The sequence below is a fragment of the Aquabacterium humicola genome, from assembly GCF_030167915.1.
In the GTDB taxonomy this organism is placed as follows: domain Bacteria; phylum Pseudomonadota; class Gammaproteobacteria; order Burkholderiales; family Burkholderiaceae_C; genus Pseudaquabacterium; species Pseudaquabacterium humicola.
This window is the reverse complement of record NZ_JARGNB010000018.1, coordinates 1-20,105: the sequence shown is the minus strand read 5'-3', so window position 1 is coordinate 20,105 and position 20,105 is coordinate 1. Positions and strand designations below refer to the sequence as shown.

The window sequence follows — 20,105 nt, the reverse complement described above, 5'->3', positions numbered from 1 at the left end:
GCGGCGAACGGGCTCGAGGCGGCCGGGCCGGGCGTGGACGCGGCCGGGGCCGCCGGTGCCGGCGCAGCCGCCGGGCCCGGCCGCGGCGCCGCGGCGGTGGCCGTCGGCGTTCCGGCCGGCGGGGTGGCGCAGGCCGCCAGCAGCACCAGCGCAGCGGCGACCGCGAGCGGCGTGGCGGTCGACGGGCACGAAAAACGCGAGGGACGGGGTCCGGTCATGGTGCGGCAGGGGACGGCGTGGTGGCTGGCTTCAGGCCGAGCGACACCCGTCCGGTCGAAGGCGGATACGCGGGTGGACCGCCGAAGCGGCCTCCAGGTTCCCTTGCCCCGGCCTTGTACCGCGCCGTCCGCCGGCCCGGCACCCCGGCGCCGGCGCACCGCGTTGACCGCCTGGAGCGGCTACAGCCGCTGGAGCGGCTGGGGCGGCTAGAGAAATCCCAGCGAACGCGCACTGCCGAAGTTCGGCAGGTTCGGCAGCACCGCATCGAGCTGCGCCTCGCTGGCGCCGAACCAGCGCAGCAAGGTCGCCGCGTACTGGTCGACCGACGAGGTCGGGATCCAGCGGCCGTGGCGTTCCCAGCTGTCGACGCCGACGTCGTCCGGCCCGCCGAGCGCCAGCGTCGGGTAGGTGCCGTGCGTGCGGCCACCCTGCACCGCGCCGCCGATCACCAGCTGGTGGTTGCCCCAGGCATGGTCGGTGCCCGCGCTGGCGTTGGGCGCGAAGGTGCGGCCGAAGTCGGCCTGCGTGAAGCTGGTGACCTGGTTCGCGAGGCCCAGGTTCACCAGCGCGGTCTGGAACGCGGCCAGCGCGTCGCCGAGCTGGCGCAGCAGGATCGCGTGCACGCCGCCGGTCGGACTGCCGCCGTCGATCTGGTCGCGGTGGGTGTCGAAGCCGCCCATCGTCGCGAAGAAGATCTGCCGGTCGCCCTGCACCGTCACCCGGCCGAGCACGAGCTTGGCGATCTGGTACAGCTGCTCGGCGATGCCGGTCTTCAGGCTGGCGCCCTGGATCAGCGGCGCGAACGCGGCGTCGATCACCGGGCTGGCGTTGGCATCGCCGGGCACCGACTTGATCAGCGCGGCCAGGCGTTCGGAGGTCGCGAAGGCGCTAAGCTGCTGACTCGCATAGGCCGTGGCCAGGTCCACCGACTGCGGCTGCGCGTACAGCGCGTCGATGGCCTGCTTGCGCAGCCTGTTCGGCGTCCAGCTGTCCTCGGGCCGCAGGCCGTAGGCGCCGAAGCTGGCGCCCGGCTCGGGCAGCACCAGCGGCACGCGCAGCTCCTCGACGCCGAAGTGGCCGTTGCCGCCGACCGAGATCACCGGGTTCGTGGTGCCCAGCAGCGCCGAGGCGCGGCCGCCCCAGCCGGTGCGGCTCTGCGCATCGGTGCTGCCGCATTCCCACAGGATCTGCTGGTCGGAGTGCGAGAACAGGTTGTCGGGGATCAGCGGCGAGCCTTCGGGCTCGGCGCGGTACTGCGCCTTGGTCAGCGGCGCGGCCAGCGGGCCGACGTTGAACACTGGCGCCAGCCGCCCGGCGCTGTAGTGCGGGGCCAGCGCCGACAGCGCCGGATGCAGGCCGAAGCCGCTGCTGCCCAGCGGCACCAGCTGGCCCGACGGGATCGCCAGCGCCTGGCGCACCGTCGCGTACTGGTTGTAGCGCGTCGCGTCGGTCGGCACGACCATGTTCATGCCGTCGTTGCCGCCGTACAGGAAGATGCAGACCAGCGCCTTGTAGTCGGCGGCCTGCGCGGTGCGCACGCCGGCGCCGAACAGCGTGGAGCCGGCGAGCAGCGCGGCACCCGACTTGAGCCAGTCGCGGCGGGAATAGGGGGTCGGGTTCATCAGCGTTGCACCTGGTAGTCGGGGGAGGCGAAGACGAGGTAGGCCGCGGCGCGCACACGCGCCGTCCGCCAGGTCGAGCCGCCGGTCTGCGAGGTCCACCACGACACCGCGTTGATCACCTGCTGGCGCGGGCCGGCGGCCAGCGGCTTGCCGAGCGCGCGCATCGCCATCGCGTCGACCAGCGTCGCGGCGTTGTCGGCCTGCGTGGTCCAGCTGGTGAGGCTCACCGAGGTGCCGGTGGCGCCGGGGACGTCGGCGCTCGGCTGCGAGCCGCCCCAGTCGAGCAGGTAGGTCAGGTAGTTCAGCCGCTCCAATGCCGCGTTGGCGTTGTGGATGCCGAACTCGGGACCGACCAGCGCGGTGCCGGCGACGGGGTAGTTCGGCGGATAGAAGTTGAACACCGAGGGCGGGCGGAATACGTGCTGGCGCAGCGCCTCGCCCCACCACCAGCCGAGCGCTTCACCGTCGGACTTGCCGCCGAGCGCGCGGATCACGCCGGTGAACAGCAGCGCCGGCGGCCGCAGCGTGCCGCCGCGGCGCGCCGCGACGGCTTCGTCGCGCGCCTCGGCATCGAGCAGCACCGCCGCCACCGTGGCCGCGAGATCGCCGCGCCGGCCGGCGCCGAAGGCGATGCCGGACGCCACGAAGCGGCCGGTGGTGAAGGCCTGCGCGACACGGTCGACATAGGCCGGCGACGGGTTGCTCGTCACCAGATGCTGGATCAGGCGCTGGCCGACGAAGGGCGGCATGTTCGGGTGGTTGACCAGGCTGTCGAGCACCGCCTCGAGCGCCTGCGGCGCGGTAGCGCCGGCGGGCACCGACACGCCCGACAGCAGCTGCCGCGCCGCGGTATTGCGCAGCAGCGGCGCGGCGACCATGTCGCCGCCGTAGTAGGTGCAGTTCGCGCCCTGCGGCCAGCAGCCCCAGACGGTGGAGCCGCCGGCGGGGTAGGTCCAGCCGGTCAGCGCATAGGCGTACTCGCGCACCGTCTGGTTGTCGTAGCTCGGGCTGCAGCTGCCACCGGCGAGCTGGCCGTTGTTCTGCAGCTGGCAGGGGCCGATCGAGAACAGCTGCAGCAGCTCGCGCGCGAAGTTCTCGTTCGGCGCGGTCTTGTCGTTGTTGACGTGGTCGAGGTAGTCGCCCATCACCGGCGACAGCGCGACCTTCTTCAGCACATCGCGGTAGTTGCCGAAGGCGTTGATCAGGAAGTTGTTGTGGTAGTTGCGCAGCCCGTAGGTGCCGCTGACCTCGAGCTCGCTGACGACGAGGATCTGCTGCAGCGCGAAGGCCACGCGCTGGCGCAGCTGGTCCGGCTTGCCGGTGGCATTGCGGTAGAAGTCCCAGACCAGCGGCTGCGCGCTGAACCAGTCGCGCCAGCAGTTCTGGTTGCCGGCCTGCGCGGCGGTGTCGCAGAAGAAGGTGCCGCCGACGTTCTTGTGGATCGCGTCGCCACCGCCGAGCGTGTAGCGCGAACTGTTCGAGGCGATCTGGGCGCGCACCCAGTCGGCCGGGCCCCGGGTGCGGATGTCGGCCAGCACCGTCTGCGTGCCGCCGAAGGTGCCCTGGTTGGCCAGGCGCACGGCGTCGAGCTCTGTGGTCTTCGGCGCCGCGACGGCGAGCGCGGTGCGGCGCTGGTCATCGTCCGCGCCGGCGGCCGCGCTGGTGGCACTGTCGTCCGATCCGCCACCGCCACCGCAGCCGGCGAGCAGCGCGGCGGCGCACGCCATCGCCATCAACGCGTGCATCGGCACGCGCCGTCCCTTGTGTTTGTTCATCGACGCCCTCGTTCGCGGCTTCTTCGCCGCCGGGCAGTGTCGGGGGCCGGTTCCCCGGCCGCGCGCCGATTGGTGACGCGACGTGACTGTCGCCAACCCTCGTCACGCCTTTAACAACTGGCTTACGCGGCCACCTGTCAAGCACACGCCGCGGATCCGGCTCTGCCGGTCCGCTGGGGTGGCCCCCTTGAGGGGGAAGCGGCCGCCAGGCCGCTCCGGGGGTGGGCTTATTTCAGCGCCTTGAAGCGCAGGCGATGGGGCCTGGCACCTTCTTCGCCGAGGCGCTTCTTCTTGTCGGCCTCGTACTCCTGGTAGTTGCCGTCGAAGAAGAACCACTGCGAATCGCCTTCGCAGGCGAGGATGTGCGTCGCGATGCGGTCGAGGAACCAGCGGTCGTGGCTGATGACCATCACCGAGCCGGCGAACTCCAGCAGCGCGTCTTCGAGCGCGCGCAGCGTCTCGACGTCGAGGTCGTTCGACGGTTCGTCGAGCAGCAGCACGTTGCCGCCCTGCGCCAGCGTCTTGGCCAGGTGCAGGCGGCCGCGTTCGCCGCCGGACAGCGAGCCGACGAGCTTCTGCTGGTCGTTGCCCTTGAAGTTGAAGCGGCCGATGTAGGCGCGCGAGGGCATCACGAACTTGCCGACGACGATGTTGTCGAGGCCGCCCGAGACGTCTTCCCACACCGTCTTGTCGGCCGCCAGGCTGGCGCGGCTCTGGTCGACGAAGGCCAGCCGCGCGGTCTTGCCGATCGCCACCTCGCCCGAGTCCGGCTGTTCGACGCCCTGGATCATGCGGAAGATGGTCGACTTGCCGGCGCCGTTGGGGCCGATGATGCCGACGATCGCGCCCGCGGGCACCTTGAAGCTCAGGTTGTCGATCAGCAGGCGGTCGCCGAAGCTCTTCGAGACGCCCTTGAACTCGATCACTTCATTGCCCAGGCGCTCGCCGACCGGGATGAAGATCTCGTTGGTCTCGTTGCGCTTCTGGTAGTCGACGTCGGACAGTTCCTCGAAGCGGGCCAGGCGCGCCTTGCTCTTGGCCTGGCGGCCCTTGGCGTTCTTGCGCACCCACTCCAGCTCGGCCTTCATCGCCTTGGTGCGCGCGTCTTCGGTGCGCTGTTCCTGCTCCAGGCGCTGTTCCTTCTGGTCCAGCCAGGTCGAGTAGTTGCCCTTGTACGGAATGCCGCGGCCACGGTCGAGTTCCAGGATCCACTCGGCGGCGTTGTCGAGGAAGTAGCGATCGTGGGTGATCGCGACGACGGTGCCGGGGAAGCGCTTGAGGAACTGCTCCAGCCAGTCGACCGATTCGGCGTCCAGGTGGTTGGTCGGTTCGTCGAGCAGCAGCATGTCGGGCTTGCTCAGCAGCAGGCGGCACAGCGCGACGCGGCGCTTTTCGCCGCCGGACAGAGGGCCGATCAGCGCGTCCCACGGCGGCAGCTGCAGCGCGTCGGCGGCGATCTCCATCACGTGGTCGGTGTTCTCGCCGCCAGCGCTGGCGATGATGGCCTCGAGCTCGGCCTGCTCGGCGGCCAGCTTGTCGAAATCGGCATCGGGCTCGCCGTAGGCGGCATAGACCTCTTCCAGGCGCTTCTGGGCGGCCAGCGCGCCGCCGATGCCCTCTTCGACCGCCTGGCGCACGGTCTGCTCGGGGTTCAGCTGCGGCTCCTGCGGCAGGTAGCCGATCTTCAGGTCCGGCATCGCCTGCGCTTCGCCCTCGATGTCCTTGTCGAGGCCGGCCATGATCTTCAGCAGCGTCGACTTGCCGGAGCCGTTGAGGCCGAGCACGCCGATCTTGGCGCCGGGGAAGAAGGACAGCGAGATGTCCTTCAGGATCTGCCGCTTCGGCGGCACGATCTTGCCGACGCGGTTCATGGTGAAGACGTACTGGGCCATGGCGGTGTGCTGGTTCTCGAGGCGTGAGGCGAAACGCGTATTGTCGTCGCGTTCGCCGGCAACGCCGTGACGCCGGGCTTCCGGCCGTTCCGCGGTGGCCGGTCAGGGTCCGCTGACGGTCTCGATGTTGAGGTCCAGGCCCATGTACGCCGTGCCGGGCGTGGTCCAGTTCTTCATCAGGCGCAGGAAGTCGCCGCGCGGCATCGGCCGCGCGACCATGAAGCCCTGGATCGAGCCGCAGCCGGCTTCGCGCAGCACGTCCAGCTGCGCCGGCTCCTCGACACCTTCGGCGATGGTGTCCATGCCCAGCGTCACCGCCAGCTCGAGGATCGTCCGCACGATCGCGCGCGCGTCGTGGCGGGTCATCAGCTCGCGCACGAAGGCACGGTCGATCTTCAGCGTATCGAACGGGAAGCGGCGCAGGTAGGCCAGCGACGAGTAGCCGGTGCCGAAGTCGTCGAGCGCGATGCGCACGCCGAGCTCGCGCAGCGCATGCAGGTTCAGCAGCGCCTGCGCGGCGGTCTCGCCGTCGATGAACAGCGACTCGGTGACTTCCAGCTCCAGCCGGTGCGGCGGCAGGCCGGAACGCTCGATCGCCCGCAGCGCCTGCCGCGCGAAGTCGTCGCGCTGCAGCTGCGCCGGCGACACGTTGACCGACACCACCAGGTGCGACGGCATCTGCACCGCATGCGCGCAGGCTCGCGCAAGCACCCACAGGCCGAGGTCGGCGATCAGGCCGGCTTCCTCCGCCACGGGAATGAACTCGTCCGGCCCGACCCGGCCGAGCTCGGGATGGTTCCAGCGCAGCAGCACCTCGGCGCCGACGATGTCCCAGCGCGCGACATCCACCCTCGGCTGCCAGTGCAGGTGCATCTCGCCGCGCGAGACCGCGCCGCGCAGCGCCTGCTCGATCGCGACGCGACGCCGGTGGCGGTCGCCCAGGCGCGGCACGAAGAGCTCGAAGCGGCCGCGGCCGGCCTCCTTCGCGGCGTACAGCGCCAGGTCGGCATTGCCCATCAGCTCGTCGAGCGTGCGGCCATGCTCGGGCGCGATCGCCACGCCGATGCTGGTGCCCAGCGCGACCTGCCGGCCGGCGACCTCGCAAGGCTGGGCCATCACCTGCACCAGCCGGTGCGCGAGGCCCGCCAGCTCCGCGTCGTCGCGCACCCCGGTGATCACCAGCGCGAACTCGTCGCCGCCCAGGCGCGCCGCGAAGTCGCCCTGGCGCAGGCAGGCCTGCAGCCGGCGGCCGACCTCGGCCAGCACCGCATCGCCGGCGGCATGGCCGAGCGTGTCGTTGATCGACTTGAAGTGGTCGACGTCCAGGCACATCAGCGCGGTGCGCGGCGCCGGGCCCTGGGCGTCGGCCAGCGGCGCTTCCATCGCCCGGGCCAGCTGTTCGCGCAGCTCCAGGCGATTGGCCAGGCCGGTCAGCGAATCGAAGTGCGCCAGGTAGGCCAGGCGCCGGTGCGTCTCGCGCGCCTGGGTGACGTCGGAGATCACGCCGCGCCAGCCGGCATGGTGGCCGATGTCGTCGAGCAGCGGCTTGGCCGAGAACGACCACCAGCGCAGCCCGTTGCTCTTGGTCTGCACCGGCACGACGAGGTCGCGGAAGGCCTGGCCCAGCGTCAGCGCGGTGCGCAGCGCGGCGAGGTGCCGGTCGGACTCCTCGGCGTCGTCGGCCGCGCGGCGCCGCGCCAGTGCATCGAGCAGGGTGCCCGACTGCAGCTCGGCCGCGCTGCCGCCGAGCGCCGCCGACAGCCGCACCGACACATGCGTCATCAGCCCGCTGGCCGCGCATTCCCATAGCACGTCGGCCGAGTGCTCCTCGAAGTCGCGCAGCAGCAGGCTCACCAGCTGGCCCTGGCGCGCGGCCTCGCGCTCCGAGCGCAGCCGTGCGGTGAAGACGCGCGCCGTCGCCAGCACGCTGATCGCCAGCACCGTGACGTACAGCATCAGCAGGCCGATCAGGTAGGGTGTGCCCGGGTTGCCGTCGCGCAGCAGGCCCAGCGTCGACGCCAGGCTGAGCATGCCCAGCTGGGCCAGCGCGGCCAACGGCAGCGGCGACAGCGCGAACGCCCCGCCGCACATCGTGCCCAGCACCAGCGCGGTCATCAGCAGCTGCTGCGACGGCGACGCGCCGGGAAACCAGGCGATCGCCACACTGCCCCAGACGGCCCCGAGCAGCACGCCACCGATGGTCGCGTGACGCATGGCACGCGGCGACGCACTGGCGACGGCCAGGTCGCGGCGCCGCCACCAGCCGCGCAGGCCCACGCTGCACATGGCCAGCACGATCGCCAGCCAGACCAGACGCTGCAGCAGCGGCACGGTATCGAACGCCAGCACGACGATCGCCGCATTGCCCACGTTGGCCAGCACCATCAGCGGCGTCAGCCGGGTGACGCTGCTGAGGTGGCGCGCGCGCAGCTCCGCCGAGTCGCGGTCGCCGGCCGTGTAGACATGAAATTCCCGCCGCCAGGCCTGCGCCAGCGCAGCGAACATCGAAGAAGCGGACATGGTTCGCGGGTTCTTCGGCCGCCGTGGGGACAACTTGATGGGCCCGCCCGGTACAATGCCCTCTGCGGCAGCGCCACCAGTCACGCTGCCGCGGTCGTTTCCGACACTCCCTTCAAAGACCCCTCGGTCCTACCGACTGGTGCCGCAGTACCGGACTCCATGCCGGCGGCAGCAGGCCGATCCAGTTCGCCCCGTCCAAAGCACCGGGGCCCACCATCCGAATGAATTTCAGCGATCTCGGCCTCGCCGAGCCGATCCTGCGCGCCGTGCGCGAGCAGGGCTACGACACCCCCACCCCGATCCAGCAGCAGGCGATTCCCGCGGTGCTGCAAGGCGGCGACCTGATGGCCGGCGCCCAGACCGGCACCGGCAAGACCGCCGGCTTCACGCTGCCGCTGCTGCACCGCCTGGCCGCGGCCAAGCCGGTGCGCGACGCCAAGGGCCGCATCGCGATCCGCGCGCTGATCCTCACGCCCACGCGCGAGCTCGCAGCGCAGGTCGAGGAAAGCGTGCGCACCTACGGCAAGCACCTGCCGCTGACGTCGATGGTGATGTTCGGCGGCGTCGGCATGCAGCCGCAGGTCGACAAGCTGCGCCGCGGCGTCGACATCCTCGTCGCGACGCCCGGCCGCCTGCTCGACCACCACCAGCAGGGCACGCTGGACCTGTCCCACGTGCAGATCTTCGTGCTCGACGAAGCCGACCGCATGCTGGACATGGGCTTCATCCACGACATCAAGAAGGTGCTCGCGGTCCTGCCGCAGAAGAAGCAGAGCCTGCTGTTCTCGGCCACCTTCAGCGACGAGATCAAGGCGCTGGCCGACCGCCTGCTGAACAGCCCGGCGCTGATCGAGGTGGCGCGACGCAATGCCACCGCCGAGACCATCGCGCAGAAGCTCCACCCGGTCGGTCGCGAGCGCAAGAAGGACCTGCTGGCGCACCTGATCCGCCAGGGCGACTGGCACCAGGTGCTGGTCTTCACGCGCATGAAGCACGGCGCCAACCGCCTCGCCGAGTTCCTGAACAAGGAAGACATCACCGCGATGGCGATCCACGGCAACAAGAGCCAGGGTGCACGCACCAAGGCGCTGGCCGAGTTCAAGTCGGGCGACCTGCAGGTGCTGGTGGCCACCGACATCGCCGCGCGCGGCATCGACATCGACCAGCTGCCGCACGTGATCAACTTCGAGCTGCCGAACGTGCCGGAGGACTACGTGCACCGCATCGGCCGCACCGGCCGCGCCGGCGCGCAGGGCGAGGCGATCTCGCTGGTCTGCGTCGACGAGGAGATCTTCCTCAAGGACATCGAGAAGCTGATCAAGCGCAGCATCCCGCGCGAGGTCATCCCCGGCTTCGAGCCGCCGGCCGGCGAGAAGGCCGAGCCGATCGTGCTGGGCCGCATGACGATCGGCGTCGGCGGCACGCGCCGCACGCCGGGCGGCGGCGGTGGCCAGCACCAGCGCCACGGCTCGGGCCGGCCGCAGGAGCCGCGGCATGACGCTGGACGGTCGAGCACACGCTCCGGTGGCAGCCACGCGCCGAAGCCGCCGCAGCAGCACCGCAACGAGCCGCCGCGCCGCGACGGCCACGCGCCGGCGAACCCGCAGCGCGCACAGGCGCCGCGCCACGACCGCGGCGGCGCCGGCCATGCGACGCAGCCCGCGCCGCACGGCCAGCCGAGCGGGCGGCGCGATGCGCCGGCCAAGCAGGCGCCGCGGCTGACGCAGCCCAAACGGTGAAGCGCGGGCGCTGAAATGACGAAGACCGGCTCGAGGCCGGTCTTCTGCTTTTCAGCGGCGATGTGCGCTCAGATGAACTCGCCCTCGCGCAGCCACTTGGTGGCGACCCACTTCTCGCCCTCGACCACCGGCGCGCCGCCGTGCAGCGTCTTGGTCACCGGGTGCGCGCGGTCGTAGCTGAAGAAGACGCCGTTGCCGCGGATCGGCGCGACCTCCAGGCCGACATCGGGAAAGACCGTCGCGCCGCCCCTGGCCGGGGTGTTCAGGTACATCACCAGCGTGCCCACACGCTGGCCGCCGCGCTTGAGCACGGTGCCCATGCCAGGCTGCGCGGGGTCGAAGTAGTCGTAGTGCGGCTTGTACTCGGCGCCGGGCGCGTAGTGCAGCACCTGCAGCCCCTCGCCGTTGACCACCGGCCAGTTCAGCAGCGTCGCGATGCGCTGCTCGACACGCTGGCACACCGGGATCTCGCCGCGGCCGAAGAACATGCCGCGGCTGGTGCGCGACGAATGCACCTCGGAACCGCCGGTGGCGTTGACCACCGTCTCCGAGCGCGACATGCGCGGGCCAGCGGCGGCGATCAGCTCGTCGCACTCCTCGTGTGACAGCAGGCCGCCGAGCAGCACGACCCGCGGGTTCTGCATCGAGATCAGGATCTCGACCTCGCGGTCGCCGGCCCACACGCGGCTCGGCGAGCCCTGCAGGTCGACGTCGGGCACCTTGACCGGCGGCGGCAGCGCGGCCTGCTGGGCCCGCTCGGCGAGGAACTGGCTCAGCGTCTGCTCCAGCGCCTCGATCGCGACGGCTTCATCCCAGCCGCTCGAGCGCATCGACTGCAGCACCGCTTCCGGCTGGCAGCCGGCCTTGGCCTGCTCGATGATCCATTGCCGCAATTCGGGGGTGATGGCCTGCGTCGTGCTCACGGGGAAACCTTCGGGCTACGCCCGCCGGTATTCGCCCTTCGGGCGGCCGGGCGGGCTCATGATCTCCGGATTCTCGCGCAGCAAAACGTTCGTCGGATCAGGCCAGCCGGCGGCGGAACACCAGGCGCTCGTCGTCCGACACGTCGGCCTCGAAGGCGTACCCGTCCTCGGCGAAGCGGCGCAGCTTCGCGACGCTGGCGACCCGTTCGCGGATGCACCAGCGCGCCATCGTGCCGCGGGCGCGTTTGGCGAAGAAGCTGATCACCTTGTAGCGGCCGTCCTTCCAGTCCTCGAACACGCACTCGATCACGCGGGCACGCAGTGCGTCGCGGTCGACCGCGCGGAAGTATTCCTGTGAAGCGAGGTTCACGACCACCGGCGCGCGGGCCGCGCTGCCGCCGGCCGCGTCGAAGCGCTCGTTCAGGTGCTCGGCGATGCTCGTGCCCCAGTAGGCATACAGGTCGTTGCCGCGCGTGGTGGCCAGGCGCGTGCCCATCTCCAGCCGGTAGGGTTGGAGGCGATCCAGCGGCCGCAGCACGCCATAGAGGCCCGACAGGATGACCAGGTGGTCCTGCGCCCAGGCCCAGTCCGAGGGCCGCAGCGTCTTCGCCTGCAGGCCGTCGTAGACATCGCCGTCGAAGGCCCAGGCGGCCGGACGGCTGTTGTGCTCGTCTGCGGTCGCTGACCACACCGCATAACGCGCGACGTTCAGCGCGGCGAGCTCGTCGGACAGGTCCATCAGCGCCGCGACGTCGGCGGTCTTCAGCGGCTTCAGGCGCTTGATCAGCGTGGCCGCGCGCTCGGTAAACAGCGGCTCGGTGGCGGCGGCGGCGATCTTCTTGTCGACCGGCGTGTCGTAGTCCAGCGTCTTCGCCGGCGAGATCAGGAAAAGCATGGCGCTGGAGTTTACGCAGCGTGCCTATCATCGGCGGCCATGCCCAGTCGTCGTTGGCCTTCATCGTCTTTCATGCGCCTGGCGGCGATGCTGGCTGTCGCCGCCCTGATCGGCATCGCGCCTGCACAAGCGGAAAAGCTGCGCATCGCCACCGGCGAGCTGCCGCCGTATTCGACCGCCAGCCGCGCCGACCACGGCATCGCGCTGGCCGTCGTGCGGGCGGCCTTCGAGCGCGAGGGCATCGAGGTGGAGTACGTCTTCCTGCCGTGGAACCGGGCGCAGGAGGAAGCGCGCAGCGGCCGCTTCGACGGCACCGCCGCCTGGGGCCGGCGGCCGGACCGCGAGCGCGACTTCCTGCTGTCGGACAACGTGCTGACCGAGCAGTGGGTGCTGCTGCACCGCGCCGAGCTCGCGCTGGACTGGCAGAAGCTGGATGCGCTGGGCGCGTGGCGCATCGGGGCGATCCGCAACTACACCTACACGCCCGAGTTCCATGCGCTGGCCGCCAGCGGCGCGCTGAAGGTGGACTGGGTACCCGACGACATGGCGCTGCTGCGCATGCTGATCGCCGGCCGCGTCGACATCGCGCCGCTGGACCGCAACGTCGCCTGCCACCTGCTGGAGCAGCACTTCAAGCCCGAGGACTGGCCGCGCATCGCCGCGCATCCGAGGCTGATCACCGAAACCTTCACCTCGCACCTGATGCTGCCGAAACTGCGGCCCGACAGCGCGGCGCGCATGCAGCGCTTCAACCGCGGGCTGGCCCAGCTGCGCAGCTCGGGCCAGTACCAGAAGCTGGTCGGCGGCATCGAGTGCCGCGCGGGACTGGCGAAGGCGGCCGTGCCGCGCTGACGAAGCGCAGCGGGTCCGGCCGCGTCAGTGTTCGCGCTCTTGATCGTGCAAGCCCGGCGGCGCGGCGCCGAGCGCGGCCGCCCAGGTGCGGTGCGGAATGTGGCTGCGCAGCCGGTGCAGCGCGCAGTCGATCAGCACCGGCGCCAGCTGGTGGCCGGTGCCGCCGGCGATGTCGATCGTCGCGTCGCCGTGCAGCGCGCCCAGGCGTTCGATCGCCGCGCGGGCATGCGCTGCGGGGATGACGCTATCGTCGGCGCCGTGGAACAGGTGCAGCGTGGTGAAGCGCGGCGCCGCGTCGGGCAGGCGCGCGTAGCGCCCACCGAAGGCCAGCACGCGGCCGGCGATGCCGTCCTCGATCTGCACCAGCTCCAGCGCCAGCATCGCGCCCACCGAGAAGCCCACCAGCGCGGTGGCCGCCGGGCCGACGCCGCTGTCACGCTGGGCATCGTGCACCCAGCGCTGCAGGCGCGGCAGCAACGGCGCGATCATCGACGTCGGGTCGCGGTCGGCGGCGCCGTCGCCATCGCTGTCGCCGTCGGGCACGAAGCCTTCCGGCGCCAGCAGCGCCGCCTGCGGAAAGGCGCGCCGCAGCACCTCGGCCAGCGGCGTCATCGCCGAGGCCGGCGAGCCGCTGCCGTGCAGGAGGATCATCAGCTGCTCGGCGCGGCCGGTTTCGGGCAGCCAGCGCAGCACGGCCGGGGTTGATTCCGGCGCGGTGCCGCCACCATCGTGATCGCCGGGGTTGGACGCACTCATGGACATCGGCCGATTGTGCGCGCCGGGACCTGCCGGGTCGCCGCTTGGCCGCCTCGGCATCAATGGAAATCGCGGCTGTGCACGTCCAGGCCGTTCAGCATCGCCGAGTGGTCGACGAGCCGCTGCGCGATCAGGTGCCGGACCTCGCCCTCGCGCTGCCAGACGCCGTACACCGTCAGCAGGCGCGACGCCAGCAGCGCCTGTCGCTGCGTCTCGGCCACCTTCGGCCAGACGATCACGTTGACGGCGCCGGTGTCGTCCTCCAGCGTCACGAAGATCACGCCCTTGGCGGTCTCCGGCCGCTGGCGGTGCGTGACCAGGCCGGACGCACGCGCGAGCTGGCCATGGCGATAGTGCTTCAGCACCGCCGCGGGCTGCACCTTGAAGGCCGCGAGCCGCTCGCGCAGCAGCGCCACCGGGTGCGACTTCAGCGACAGCTTGGTCGCCTGGTAGTCGGCTGCGACCTCCTCGCCAAGCGATGGCGCGGCGAGCTCGGCGAACGCTTCCTGCGTGCGGGTGGACTGCAGCAGCAAGGGGGCGCGGGTATCGATGCCGCGCACCGCCCACGCGGCCTGGTGGCGGTGGCCGGCGTTGGCGGCGGTCACGCCCTGGGCAGCCGGCTCGGCCGCCGACGTGGTCGATGCGATCAGGCCGCCGAGCGCATCGCCCTGCGCGAGCAGCCGCAGCGCGTGTTCGTCGAGCGCGGCGCGGCGCGCCAGGTCCTCCACGTCGGCGAACGGGCCGTCGGCGCGGGCGGCGACGATGCGTTGTGCATCCTGCTCGCGAAAGCCGGTCAGGCGGCTGAAGCCCAGGCGCACCGGAAGCAGCGGCTGGGAGGGCGGCGGTGACAGCGCGGCGGCCCTGGTGCCGACGGCCGGCGCGAAAGACGGGAAAGGCTCGAAAGGCGGGTACGCCGTCTCGAGCGTGCTGTCCCACTCGCTGCACAGCACGTCGACCGGGCGCACCTCGACACCGTGCTCGCGCGCATCGCGCACCAGCTGCGCCGGCTGGTAGAAGCCCATCGGCTGGCTGTTCAGCAGCGCAGCGAGGAAGGCATCCGGGTGGTGGCACTTCAGCCACGAGCTGACGTAGACCAGCAACGCGAAGCTGGCCGCATGGCTTTCCGGGAAGCCGTATTCGCCGAAGCCTTCGATCTGCTTGAAGATGCGCTCGGCGAATTCGAGCGGATAACCGCGGGCGGTCATGCGCTCGACCAGGCGCTCGTAGAACGGCCCGAGTCCGCCCTTTCGTTTCCAGGCGGCCATCGCGCGGCGCAGCTGATCGGCTTCGCCGGCCGTGAACTCGGCGGCGATCATCGCGATCTGCATCACCTGCTCCTGGAAGATCGGCACGCCGAGCGTGCGTTGCAGCGCCGGCTTCAGTTCGGGCCGCGGGATGTCGACGGGCTCCTCGCCATTGCGACGGCGCAGGTAGGGATGCACCATGCCGCCCTGGATCGGCCCGGGACGCACGATCGCGACCTCGATCACCAGGTCGTAGTAGCTCACTGGCTTCAGCCGCGGCAGCATGCTCATCTGCGCGCGGCTCTCGACCTGGAAGACGCCGACGCTGTCGCCGCGGCAGAGCATCTCGTAGACCAGCGGGTCATCGGCATTCCCGGCCAGGGTGTCCATGCCGTGCGGGATGCCGGTCTTCTGCCCGACGAAGGCCAGTGCGCGGCGGATGGCGCTCAACATGCCGAGCGCGAGGATGTCCACCTTCAGCAGGCGCAGGCTGTCGAGGTCGTCCTTGTCCCACTGGATCACCGTGCGGTGGTCCATCGTCGCGTTCTCGATCGGCACCACCTGCGCGATCTCGTCGCGCGCGATCAGGAAGCCGCCGGGATGCTGGCTGAGGTGGCGCGGAAAGCCGATCAGCTCGCGGGTGAGCGCCATCCAGTGCCGGCACAGCGCCGAATCGGGATCGATGCCGTTCTCGCGCAGCCGCTCGGGCGCGATGTGGCGGCCGTCGAACCAGTGCTGCCCCTTGGACACCGCGGCGATGCGGTCGAGGTCGAAGCCGAGCGCGCGGCCGACGTCGCGCAGCGCCGAGCGCGGCCGGTAGCTGATGACCACCGCGGTCAAGGCGGCGCGGTGGCGGCCGTACTTGCGATAGATGTACTGGATCACCTCCTCGCGGCGCTGGTGCTCGAAGTCGACATCGATGTCCGGCGGCTCCTTGCGCTCGGCACTGACGAAGCGCTCGAACAGCAAGGTCGCGCGGCGCGGATCGACCTCGGTGATGCGCAGGCAATAACACACCAGGGAATTGGCCGCGCTGCCGCGGCCCTGGCAGAGGATGTCCTGCTCACGCGCCCATTTCACGATGTCGGCGATGGTCAGGAAATATGCTTCGTACTGCAGGGACTTGATCAGCGCGAGCTCCTTTTCGATCGTCTCGCGCACCTCGGCCGAAGGGCCATCGGGAAAGCGCTCGCGCAGGCCTTCTTCGGTCAGCGCGCGCAGCCAGCTCTCGGGCGTATGGCCGTCGGGCACGATCTCGCGCGGGTACTGGTACTGCAGCTCGGCGAGCGAGAAGTCGCAGCGGTCGGCGAGCGCCGCGGCAGCCTCCATCCATTCGGCCGGATACAGCGCCGCGAGCCGCTGGCGCGAGCGCAGATAACTCTCGGCATTCGGCGCCAGCGCTTCGCCGGCGTCGGCGACGGTGGTCTTCAGCCGGGTCGCGGTCATCACGTCGAGCAGCGGCTTGCGGGAACGCGAATGCATCGTCACGTCGCCGGTGGCGACCACGGACAGGCCGGTGGCCGCCGACAGGCGCCGCGCCATCCGAACGAGGCGCCGGTCGCTGGCGCGATGAAGCTGCGACACGGCAAGGAATGCACGCTCGCCGCCGAACCAGTTGCGCAGCCAGCTGGCCTGCGCGTATTGCGTCGCGAAGTCGATCGACCCGTCGAGCACCAGCAGCGCCAGGCAGCCGGGCAGTCCCGCGAGGAAAGGCGCCGACGGGATGCGGCCCTCGAGGTCGCCGGCAAAGGCCTGGTACTGCCCTTTCGGCGCACGCAGCCGCGCGATGCTGATCCAGCGCGACAGGTTGACGTAGCCGCGATGGGATTGCACCAGCAGCACGAGGCGCATGCCGGCGGTGGCGGGGGCGGAGGGCGGTAGGTCGAGAGGGCGGTCGTCGTCAGCGTCGTCGTCGGGGTCGGTCATGTCGGCGGCCAGGTCGAACGTCGGCTGCGGGCGGGCATCCTCCTGCTGTAGGGGCTTCGATTCGCCGGTGGCTGCAGCGGACGATGCGGTGATCCGCATCTCGGCGCCGATGATCAGCTTGCAGCTGCCGCCGGCGTCATCGTCCCGTTCGGGCGCTGTCGGCGAATCTGACGGGATCTCCGGCTGCAACCGCTTTCCCTGTTCCTGCCGCTGCAGAAATTCGACATGTGCGCGGACGACCCCGGCGAATGAACACTCGTCGGTGATCGCCAGGGCCGAATAATTCCGATTCGACGCGGCTTCGATCAACTCCTCTGGGAAGGAGGCTCCGCTCAGGAAGCTGAAGCAGCTGCGGCAGTGCAGTTCGGCATAACGGGGGAGCTCGGGCGATAGCACGGGATGGGCTCGCGGACGACGCGATGAAAGGAATGAGGCGAGGAAGCCGGCGCGGCCGCCGCAGCGGAGAGGGCGACAGCCGGAGACAACTGGTCGAGCGGGCTGCGCACGGCGCCGCCGCCGAGGTTCAGCACATGGGTGTAGATCATCGTCGTGCTGACGTCGGCATGGCCGAGCAGTTCCTGCACGGTGCGGATGTCGTAGCCGGCCTGCAGCAGGTGTGTCGCGAACGAATGGCGCAGCGTATGCGGCGTGGCCGTCCGGTGCGACAGACCAGCCGCGGCCAGGCCGCGCCGGAAGGCGCGCTGGAAGGTCTGGTCGAGCAGATGATGGCGGCGCAACAGGCCGGGGCCACCACCCTCGTCAGCGGTGGCAACGCTGAAGCGAGCGCGACCCGTGAGGTCGGTTCGTGGATCAATCGAGGGCTGGGCCTGTGGAAAGACCCAGCACCAGGCCCAGGACTCGGCCGCGCGGGGGTACTTGCGGGCCAGCGCATGCGGCAATTGCACGCCGGCCAGGCCCGCCGAGCGATCCGTGGCCCAGAGGCGGTGGGCCGACGACAGTTGATCGCGCAGAGCGTCCTCCAGCGATGCCGGCAGCATCACCACCCGGTCCTTCGCGCCCTTGCCTTCTCGCACGATCAGCGCTCGGCGCTCGAACTCGATGTCCTTGACGCGCAGGCGCAAGGCCTCCATCAGACGCAGGCCGGTGCCGTAGAGCAATCGCGCGAGCAGCCCGTATGGCGCAGGCTGCTGGTCCATCGACAACAACAAGCGATTGACTTCATCCGCGGCCAGCACCACCGGCAGGCGCCGCCGGTACTTCGGCCGGCCGATGTCCGCCAGCCAGGGCAACTCCAGCCGCAGGACCTTCTGGTAGAGGAAGAGCAGCGCGGACAAGGCCTGGTGATGCGTGGACGGCGCGACCTGTCGCTCGGCAGCGAGCCAGCCGAGGAAAGCCTCGACCTCGGGTGCCGAGAGTTCGGACGGATGGCGCAAGCCGTGGAAACGGATGAAGGCCCGCACCCAATGCACGTAGGCGTCTTCGGTGCGCAGGCTGTAGTGAAGCAGGCGCGCCTGCTGGCGCAGGGCGTCGAGCAGCCGGGGAGAGGCCGAACCGGATCCGAGGCCATCGAAGGTCGACATGGCGGCTTGCCTTTCTCGCGAGATAACTGTACATATATACAGTATCAAGAGATCGCATGGCCGGCAAGCACGCCATGCGAGAGGGAGGGAGAAGAACGTGAAGACGCCGCTCGTGGAGCATCGGCAGACAGATGCCATCGCCAAGCCCCGACGCCGACGCCGACGCCGCCGTCACTCACACGGCATGTGCGTCGTCAAGACCTTGTGGCCACCCCAGCCAGGCACGATCAAGCTCAGCCGACGCTACGGACCGGCGTTGTTGTGCGTGCGTTATCGGCGAAACGAGTCGGGGCTGCGTCGGTACACGACCGTCGAGTTGATCGTCCATGAAGCGCCGCCGACTGGTAGCCGTCGGAGCGACGGCTCCTCAACACAGGACGACGACCGTCAAGATGCCACTGACGTCATCAGTGGTGAGCACCCGATGAGTAGCGACGATCGGGCGTAGTCGTTCGGCGTGCTCTCCTTCCCGCGCAGCAATTTCGCCGCCTGCTCGCCCCCAAGCCACGAGGCAAAGGCATCGGCAGCGCTCTGGTCCAAGCCGTCATGGGCGAAGACATGGGAATGACCTGAGAACTTCGGGCGGGTCGCAGCGCCGTGGGTGCGGGCTGGAAGCAACTCGTCTTCACCGTTTCGGAGGTCGCATGAGCGGCCCCGACCAATGAAGCTGAGGCCAAATGAACTGCCCCTTCAGACAACGCGTCCCGCATCATCAGGCGCCCTGGGGGCTGTCCGGCCTACCATCAGCCTGGCGCACCAAGCCACCCGCCGCCAGGCCCGCATGACCTCAGACGTCAGGCCCCTCACAAGTAAGCTCAGGCCCCGCCTCCATGAAGAACACACCAGGCGCCGAAGCGGCGGAACTTCGCATCACCAAGAAGCTGTCGCGCAGCAGTCGCGGTGCGTTGAAGCTGACGCAGCAGTTCGGGGAGGCCTTGATCTGCGTCCGGCACCGCGTCGACGCAAAGGGCGACTTTCGGTACACAACCGTTGAGCTACTGGTCGACAAAGTCGCCATCCGCCCGCGGAATGACAAGGTCGTCGGAGTAAGAGTTGGCCTGAATGAGCGGTCGTTGCAGACCGTGATCCGCGCCGCCGGCGGCGTGTGGGACCACAAAGCGAAACTGTGGAGGATCCCGCGTCGCGTCGCGGGCATCTTGCGCCTGGTTGATCGAATTGCCGACAAGTAGCTACACATCGATTCCATATCTATCCTCCTTGACTCCCATGTGGCAACATGCGGCTGCGGGTAGCTACTTCACCTTGACATCGAAAGCACGTTAGGCGGCAGTCCAAGTCCTCGCGCGAGCAGCCGGTCGGTTCTGCGAGCACCGAGCCTGAAGACCAAGTCAGCTTCTGCGAGGCTCGCAGGACTACGAAGGACAAGAGTCACCCGCACAGGCTGTGCCCCCTGGCGGAGGTTTCCAAGTCAGTCCCACAAAGGCGCTTCGCGCCAGCGTGCTGCGCCGCGCAGTCAGTTCGTCAAACGCGCAGGAGCGCGCCGATCTTTCTCAACGCACGGCCCGCAATCCGGTCCTTCGGGGCAACAGCCGCCCTGGCATCCGCAGGGTCTGCGGCCACATCGGTGGCGTCAGCGTCCAAGTCCCCGCGGTCACGCGGGCCTGCGCTCAAAATGCCGCCTAACCCTTCGGTCAACGCGACCCGTACCAGCGGCCGCCTTGGGGCGCGAGGCCGCCCAGCACTATCATCGGTCTCGCGCCCCAAGCCGCCCGCCGGCACGGGCGCGTTACCTCAAACGTTAGGCCTCAGGACGCACCTTTGCGAAACTGCATTCGCCCTGGAACTCCAAAATCCCCTCCCGCGCTTCGATTGATGCGCGACCTCTCGTGAAGAACATCCAAGTCATCGACGGCGCAGTCAACTGCGTCTACGACATCTTCCAGGCAACGGAAGACGAGTTCAGTACCATCTTTCCGGTCGGAGAAGATGTGGCGTTCATTGACGAGGTCTACGCCAGAGGCACCAAAGAACTGCTGGACCAAGCGTTCAATGCAATCTGGTCACGACGGATACCGAAGGTCCAAGCCCACGGAATCCACGGCTTGCTGTTCTACGACCTGGAGACCAAGAAGGTCTACTACCCCACGCGCAGAGACGAAGAAGCTCGCAATCCCAGCGGTGGGCTGCTCCGAACTGAGGCCTAACCCTTCGGTCAACGCGACCCGTACCAGCAGGCGTCT

14 protein-coding genes are annotated in these 20,105 nt (G+C 69.8%); 4 read left to right on the top strand and 10 right to left on the bottom strand.

Annotated features, from left to right (window positions below):
* From P1K89_RS32505 to P1K89_RS32485, 5 genes are all read right to left on the bottom strand, one after another.
* A partial coding sequence (locus P1K89_RS32505; RefSeq protein ID WP_284620693.1) for a hypothetical protein occupies positions 1-218 on the bottom strand: 218 nt, incomplete at its 3' end.
* A 207-nt stretch (positions 219-425) separates the two neighbouring features.
* Positions 426-1,841 (bottom strand): DUF1501 domain-containing protein, encoded by a 1,416-nt coding sequence (locus tag P1K89_RS32500; RefSeq protein WP_284620692.1) that lies wholly within the window; start codon positions 1,839-1,841, stop codon positions 426-428.
* Positions 1,841-3,616, bottom strand: coding sequence for a DUF1800 domain-containing protein (locus tag P1K89_RS32495; protein ID WP_284620691.1), 1,776 nt, complete (start codon positions 3,614-3,616; stop codon positions 1,841-1,843). The genes P1K89_RS32500 and P1K89_RS32495 overlap by 1 nt, the downstream gene beginning before the upstream one ends.
* Before the next feature lie 227 nt (positions 3,617-3,843).
* Positions 3,844-5,508 carry an energy-dependent translational throttle protein EttA gene (ettA, locus tag P1K89_RS32490; protein WP_284620690.1) on the bottom strand — a complete coding sequence of 555 codons (1,665 nt, stop codon included), beginning with the start codon at positions 5,506-5,508 and terminating at the stop codon, positions 3,844-3,846.
* Positions 5,509-5,610: 102 nt separating this feature from the next.
* On the bottom strand, positions 5,611-8,028 hold the full coding sequence (locus P1K89_RS32485) for a putative bifunctional diguanylate cyclase/phosphodiesterase (RefSeq protein ID WP_284620689.1): 2,418 nt from the start codon (positions 8,026-8,028) through the stop codon (positions 5,611-5,613).
* Positions 8,029-8,249: 221 nt separating this feature from the next.
* Here P1K89_RS32485 and P1K89_RS32480 point away from each other — a divergent pair, with 221 nt between their 5' ends.
* On the top strand, positions 8,250-9,767 hold the full coding sequence (locus tag P1K89_RS32480) for a DEAD/DEAH box helicase (RefSeq protein WP_284620688.1): 1,518 nt from the start codon (positions 8,250-8,252) through the stop codon (positions 9,765-9,767).
* A 68-nt stretch (positions 9,768-9,835) separates the two neighbouring features.
* Here P1K89_RS32480 and P1K89_RS32475 read toward each other — a convergent pair whose 3' ends face one another.
* Both P1K89_RS32475 and yaaA read right to left on the bottom strand, forming a co-directional pair.
* Positions 9,836-10,690, bottom strand: coding sequence for a 2OG-Fe(II) oxygenase (locus tag P1K89_RS32475; RefSeq protein WP_284620687.1), 855 nt, complete (start codon positions 10,688-10,690; stop codon positions 9,836-9,838).
* Between the two features lie 97 nt (positions 10,691-10,787).
* Positions 10,788-11,585 (bottom strand): peroxide stress protein YaaA, encoded by a 798-nt coding sequence (yaaA, locus tag P1K89_RS32470; RefSeq protein WP_284620686.1) that lies wholly within the window; start codon positions 11,583-11,585, stop codon positions 10,788-10,790.
* A gap of 87 nt (positions 11,586-11,672) precedes the next feature.
* On the opposite strand from yaaA, the gene P1K89_RS32465 reads away from it, so the two are divergent.
* A complete protein-coding gene (locus tag P1K89_RS32465; protein ID WP_284620685.1) occupies positions 11,673-12,437 on the top strand; it encodes a substrate-binding periplasmic protein in 765 nt (254 codons plus the stop codon).
* A 24-nt stretch (positions 12,438-12,461) separates the two neighbouring features.
* Here P1K89_RS32465 and ypfH read toward each other — a convergent pair whose 3' ends face one another.
* From ypfH to P1K89_RS32450, 3 genes are read right to left on the bottom strand one after another with little or no spacing between them, the layout of a single operon-like run.
* Positions 12,462-13,199, bottom strand: a complete 738-nt coding sequence (gene ypfH / locus P1K89_RS32460; RefSeq protein ID WP_284620684.1) for an esterase — start codon at positions 13,197-13,199, stop codon at positions 12,462-12,464.
* 53 nt (positions 13,200-13,252) lie between these two features.
* Complete coding sequence (locus P1K89_RS32455; protein ID WP_284620683.1) at positions 13,253-16,759, bottom strand: error-prone DNA polymerase; 3,507 nt, start codon at positions 16,757-16,759, stop codon at positions 13,253-13,255.
* Positions 16,696-17,904 (bottom strand): integron integrase, encoded by a 1,209-nt coding sequence (locus P1K89_RS32450; RefSeq protein WP_439898067.1) that lies wholly within the window; start codon positions 17,902-17,904, stop codon positions 16,696-16,698. The genes P1K89_RS32455 and P1K89_RS32450 overlap by 64 nt, the downstream gene beginning before the upstream one ends.
* Before the next feature lie 830 nt (positions 17,905-18,734).
* On the opposite strand from P1K89_RS32450, the gene P1K89_RS32445 reads away from it, so the two are divergent.
* Both P1K89_RS32445 and P1K89_RS32440 read left to right on the top strand, forming a co-directional pair.
* Positions 18,735-19,094: a hypothetical protein gene (locus tag P1K89_RS32445; protein ID WP_284620682.1), complete on the top strand. Its 360-nt coding sequence runs from the start codon at positions 18,735-18,737 to the stop codon at positions 19,092-19,094.
* 657 nt (positions 19,095-19,751) lie between these two features.
* On the top strand, positions 19,752-20,069 hold the full coding sequence (locus tag P1K89_RS32440) for a DUF8220 family protein (protein WP_284620681.1): 318 nt from the start codon (positions 19,752-19,754) through the stop codon (positions 20,067-20,069).
* Positions 20,070-20,105 lie beyond the last annotated feature (36 nt).

What these genes read in the sequence shown, in the direction of transcription:
- P1K89_RS32500 (WP_284620692.1), bottom strand. Translation starts at nt 1,841, where the DNA reads ATGAACCCGACCCCCTATTCCCGCCGCGACTGGCTCAAGTCGGGTGCC.
- P1K89_RS32495 (WP_284620691.1), bottom strand. Translation starts at nt 3,616, where the DNA reads ATGAACAAACACAAGGGACGGCGCGTGCCGATGCACGCGTTGATGGCG.
- ettA (WP_284620690.1), bottom strand. Translation starts at nt 5,508, where the DNA reads ATGGCCCAGTACGTCTTCACCATGAACCGCGTCGGCAAGATCGTGCCG.
- P1K89_RS32485 (WP_284620689.1), bottom strand. Translation starts at nt 8,028, where the DNA reads ATGTCCGCTTCTTCGATGTTCGCTGCGCTGGCGCAGGCCTGGCGGCGG.
- P1K89_RS32480 (WP_284620688.1), top strand. Translation starts at nt 8,250, where the DNA reads ATGAATTTCAGCGATCTCGGCCTCGCCGAGCCGATCCTGCGCGCCGTG.
- yaaA (WP_284620686.1), bottom strand. Translation starts at nt 11,585, where the DNA reads ATGCTTTTCCTGATCTCGCCGGCGAAGACGCTGGACTACGACACGCCG.
- P1K89_RS32465 (WP_284620685.1), top strand. Translation starts at nt 11,673, where the DNA reads ATGCTGGCTGTCGCCGCCCTGATCGGCATCGCGCCTGCACAAGCGGAA.
- ypfH (WP_284620684.1), bottom strand. Translation starts at nt 13,199, where the DNA reads ATGTCCATGAGTGCGTCCAACCCCGGCGATCACGATGGTGGCGGCACC.
- P1K89_RS32450 (WP_439898067.1), bottom strand. Translation starts at nt 17,904, where the DNA reads ATGTCGACCTTCGATGGCCTCGGATCCGGTTCGGCCTCTCCCCGGCTG.
- P1K89_RS32445 (WP_284620682.1), top strand. Translation starts at nt 18,735, where the DNA reads ATGAAGAACACACCAGGCGCCGAAGCGGCGGAACTTCGCATCACCAAG.